Raw genomic sequence first — 3,844 nt, 5'->3', positions numbered from 1 at the left:
TTCGACGGCGTCTCGGCGGACGGCCAGGCGCGCACCACCATGTACTGATCCGCACCGCGGACGTGCGCTGACAGCGCGTGCACGGGGGCCCCGGACCGCTGCGGCCGGGGCCTTCGGCGTGTCCGGGGCCGGCTCACCTGCCGCCCTTGCCCCCCTTGCCTCCGCGCTTGTCCTCGACCTTCATCTTCTCGTTGACCTGTTTGGTGAGTTCGTCCCCGAGCTTCTTGAATTCGCGGACGACGGCGTCGGACATTCCGGCCAGCGCGTCGAGCTGCTGCGTGATGTCCTCGCGGCCGTCCTCCCAGTTCGACTCGAAGTCGGAGAGCGCGTCGTTGACGCTGCCGTCACCGATGTCGTCCCTGTAGGACTCGAAGAGCTTCTTGGTGTGGTTCATCCGCGTCTTGAGGGACCGCAGCCGACGCCCGTAGTCCTCCATCTCGGTCAGCGGGAGCGCGAGGTCGCTCTTTCCCTTGCCCATGTGGAAACCCCCCGGCGAAGTCGGACCTAGACGAACCTGAACGTGCCCGTCACCGCGTCGAAGATGTCGTGGAACGCCTCGGCGAGATCGAGCACCGGGCTCGCTCCCGAGACGAGTACGACCTGGTCGGCGGTTCCCGGGACGGGAATGTACGTCTGGGTCAGCACCATACGCAGGGTACGGCCGTCGCCCGGCGCGACGGGAACGTCCTCGACGCCGTACGTCCGCGCGGCGACGCCGACTCCGGGTATCCCGACGGTCGTCACCTTCCGCCAGGCGTCGCCCTCGCGGCGGGGCGTGACGGCCCGCAGGCTCTCGGCGATGGCGCGGGGGTCGGTGGACAGGGCGACGCCCTGCTGGTTCTTCGCGCCGAGCACCGAGACCGTGACGGTGGCGGAGAGCGGGACGCCGTCGAAGTTCTCCGCCATGCAGCCCAGGTAGAGCGCACCGGAGTCGTGGGCGTCCTTGGCCGTCCTGCGGAGCATGGCGGTCAGGTCGGCGCGGTGGGGTGCCAGTTCCGGGTATCGCGGATTCGCTCGTCGACGAGGGCCCGAACGGTGGCTTCACGGCCTTCGGGACGGATGTCGAATTCCCACCAGGAGTCCGGAACCGCCAGAGGGAAGCTGGGCATCGAATACTCTTTCTGAATTCGGTCCGGTTTTTCAGCCCAAGTCCATTCCGAGATCCTCGGTCGAAATTTCGATCAGCCGGCTTTCCGATACCGCGGGTGCCGTGTACTTCAGGGACCTGACGTGCTCAAGGAATTCTCTCGGAAGGGATACGTGATACTTGGCGACGTAATGGGGGAGGTCCTCCCGCCAGAGCCACGTTCCGTCGGTGACCAGTGACCCGATGCCCGTCATGTTCGGTGCCTCGGGGTCCAGGACGTCCGGTCCAGCGCTCATCTCGCTCCAGATTTCGGTCCCGTTCCGCAAGTACTCCAGAATATTCTGCTCGTCAGGCTCCCCTGTGGGTCTGACGGCATCCTTGATCGAACCGTCCTCGGGAAGACCCCATCCGGGCGAGAGCTCAGTGAAGAATCCAATAGGGCGAATCATCGAAACTCCTTGTCATGCCGCTGCCTTCCGACCGGCGGACCTCGTCCTCGTCGGGCTGGGGGACGTCCTTGCCGCCGTTCTTGGCCGGGTCGTAGGAGTCCGCCTTCTCGGTGGCGGTGCGCACCCAGTAGTTCGCACCCGACAGGGCCTGCTGGGCGGTGGTGAGTTCGGCGCGTGCCGTGCGGTCGTCCCGCAGCGCCTTGTCGGCCTTCTCCTGGGCGTCCTCCAGGTCCGGCCAGAAGCCGGCGAGGGCGTCCTCCGCCAGGTCGTACGACTTCTTCAGCTTCCGCAACCACTTGGGCGCGTCCGCGAACTCCTCCGCGAAGACGTCCGCCGTCTTGCCCGCCCAGGAGGGGATCTCGTCCTCCTGGGCGATGCCCTTGAGGTCGCGCAGGGCCTCGCCCACGTCGTCGGCGAAGTCGTGCAGAACACCGGCGAGTTTGCGGATGCGCTGCGGGTCACCCGCACGGATCCGCAGGGCCGCCTCGTGAACGACTGCTGCGGCAGGGCGGCCCGAGCCGGCCGGTGAGGGGCCGGGTCCTCACCGGTTGACCGACTGGATCTCCTGGACGTTCATGTCCTGGGTCGTCTCGAAGGTGCCGTCGGGGAGGTCGCCGCCCGTGCCGCCGGTGCCCTCCCAGGAGATCTGCCAGGTGATCGACGCCGTCAGTTGGTACGGGTCGCCGGCCGATGCGCGGAGGTAGCGGATGCCGCAGGGCGGGGTCTTGTCGGCGCTGCCCTTCGTGTACGGGGTGCCGATGGAGCCGTCGCCGTCGATCTCGCAGTCGCCGGAGGCGGGGTAGGTCTCGGCGTCCTCCGTGCCCGGGTCCAGGTGGAGGGCGACCGGCTTGGCGGTCGTCTCCGCCCACAGGCCCGTGTCCGGGAGCTCCGCGCGGACCATGACCTCCTTGAACGTGCCCTTGTCCAGCCAGACCCAGGTCGGCAGGTTCACCGTGGACCTGGCTTCCGGCTTCAGCTCGACTTCGGTCTTCGGTACCTCGATCCTGTCGTACGCGTAGGCCGCGAGCGTCTCCGGAGTGGGGGCGTGCTCGTCGTCGGGGATCGTGCCGGCGTCCTGCCAGAACATGATGCGACCGCAGTCCCACGCCCTGATGTCGCTCTCGTGGCCCTTGCGCACCACGCTCCGCCAGAACATGCCGTCCTTGCCGACGTTGTAGTTCTCGTAGCCCTCGGCGGTGCTGTTCTCGGCGGAGTTCAGGTCGAAGTTGTCCTGGGGCTCGCCCTTGTCGTAGTGGTCCACGAAGATGCCCGAGGACCACCACTCGTGGGCGTTCACGGCACCCAGGCCGCCGTTCTTCTCCAGGTCCCCGACCGCGGACTTGAGGGCCTCGGGCGTGAAGACCGGTTCGTACCAGCAGACCGGCGGCTCCCAGTCGGGATCCGCCGACGTCAGCTCGTCCATCGAGCCCTGCTCGGTTCCGCCTCCGGAGTGGGTGATCCGGATCCTGGACTGCGAGACGGAGGCCAGGAGCGTCCGTCCGTCGGCGTCGCCCTGCGGCCTGCTTTCCGACGGTGGCTTCGTCTCGCCGCCGACGGGCTTGTCGGCGTGCGCGATACCTGCGGCCCAGAGCAGGGAGCCGGCGGCCAGGGCCGCGACCCACGTCGTTCGTCCGGGAGAGGTCAGCCCCGGCATTCCTCCGCCTTCCCCTCGACGGTGATCTGCTGCGCGCGCCACACCGGCGAGTCCTGCTGCGACGCCATGAGGATGCTGAACTTCTGGTAGCTGGCCAGGCTCTCCTCGGTGTGGTGGACCTTCCCCGACTCCACTTCCTTGCCGTAGGCCTGGGACTGGTCCTCGCAGAAGGTGACCAGGACCGTCCTGGTCGCTTTCGACTTGCCGGCCGAACTGGTCTCGGCGTCGTAGTACCGGTCGGTGCCGGTCACGGTCCAGCCGCCGTCCACGTACTCCTGGATCTGCGACTTCGCGTAACGCGCCGCCCCGGCTCCCGAGTAGAACCGGTACGCGGGGTCCTCCGGGTCCTGTTGCGTGATGCCGTGGTTCAGCGCCCGGATGTAGTTCGCGGCGTCCGCGAGCGCCGCCGCGTGGTCGGGGTCCGACGGCGTCTCGAAATCGAAGACGAGTTGCAGGTCCTTGGGAACGCTCACGTCGGGGCGTTCGACGTCCGACGAAATCGAGGACGACGCGGACGGGTTACCGGCCCCCGCGTCCGCCCCCTTGATGTCGTCGGACGACGACCCGTCGCCGTCCCCGCCGCAGGCGGAGAGGAGCAGTGCCGCTGTCGCGGTGAGCGCGGCTGCGGTGACGGGCAGAGCTCGGCGGGCCACG

At 68.2% G+C, this 3,844-nt stretch carries 5 protein-coding genes and 1 pseudogene; all 6 read right to left on the bottom strand.

Annotation, left to right across the window (positions count from 1 at the left end):
- Nucleotides 1–133 precede the first annotated feature (133 nt).
- Nucleotides 134–478 (bottom strand): hypothetical protein, encoded by a 345-nt coding sequence (locus RIM90_RS20230; RefSeq protein ID WP_309062144.1) that lies wholly within the window; start codon nucleotides 476–478, stop codon nucleotides 134–136.
- 26 nt (nucleotides 479–504) lie between these two features.
- Nucleotides 505–1,109, bottom strand: a pseudogene (locus RIM90_RS20225) (hypothetical protein).
- A gap of 31 nt (nucleotides 1,110–1,140) precedes the next feature.
- The gene (locus tag RIM90_RS20220; RefSeq protein WP_309062143.1) at nucleotides 1,141–1,536 is read right to left on the bottom strand and encodes a hypothetical protein; all 396 of its coding nucleotides are present in this window, start codon (nucleotides 1,534–1,536) and stop codon (nucleotides 1,141–1,143) included.
- Nucleotides 1,508–2,008 (bottom strand): putative T7SS-secreted protein, encoded by a 501-nt coding sequence (locus tag RIM90_RS20215; RefSeq protein ID WP_375165495.1) that lies wholly within the window; start codon nucleotides 2,006–2,008, stop codon nucleotides 1,508–1,510. Before RIM90_RS20215 ends, RIM90_RS20220 begins: the two co-directional genes overlap by 29 nt.
- Nucleotides 2,009–2,077: 69 nt before the next feature.
- The gene (locus RIM90_RS20210; RefSeq protein WP_309062141.1) at nucleotides 2,078–3,190 is read right to left on the bottom strand and encodes a hypothetical protein; all 1,113 of its coding nucleotides are present in this window, start codon (nucleotides 3,188–3,190) and stop codon (nucleotides 2,078–2,080) included.
- The coding region (locus RIM90_RS20205; RefSeq protein ID WP_309062140.1) for a hypothetical protein at nucleotides 3,178–3,844 on the bottom strand (667 nt) is incomplete at its 5' end. The genes RIM90_RS20210 and RIM90_RS20205, both read right to left, overlap by 13 nt.

The sequence above is a fragment of the Streptomyces sp. genome, assembly GCF_031181555.1.
GTDB lineage: Bacteria > Actinomycetota > Actinomycetes > Streptomycetales > Streptomycetaceae > Streptomyces > Streptomyces fimbriatus.
The sequence above is the reverse complement of the archived record's forward strand: the minus strand, read 5'-3'. Positions and strand labels throughout refer to the sequence as shown.

Excerpts from the sequence above, each read along its gene's own strand:
- RIM90_RS20230 (WP_309062144.1), bottom strand. The coding sequence starts at position 478 with ATGGGCAAGGGAAAGAGCGACCTCGCGCTCCCGCTGACCGAGATGGAG.
- RIM90_RS20220 (WP_309062143.1), bottom strand. The coding sequence starts at position 1,536 with ATGATTCGCCCTATTGGATTCTTCACTGAGCTCTCGCCCGGATGGGGT.
- RIM90_RS20210 (WP_309062141.1), bottom strand. The coding sequence starts at position 3,190 with ATGCCGGGGCTGACCTCTCCCGGACGAACGACGTGGGTCGCGGCCCTG.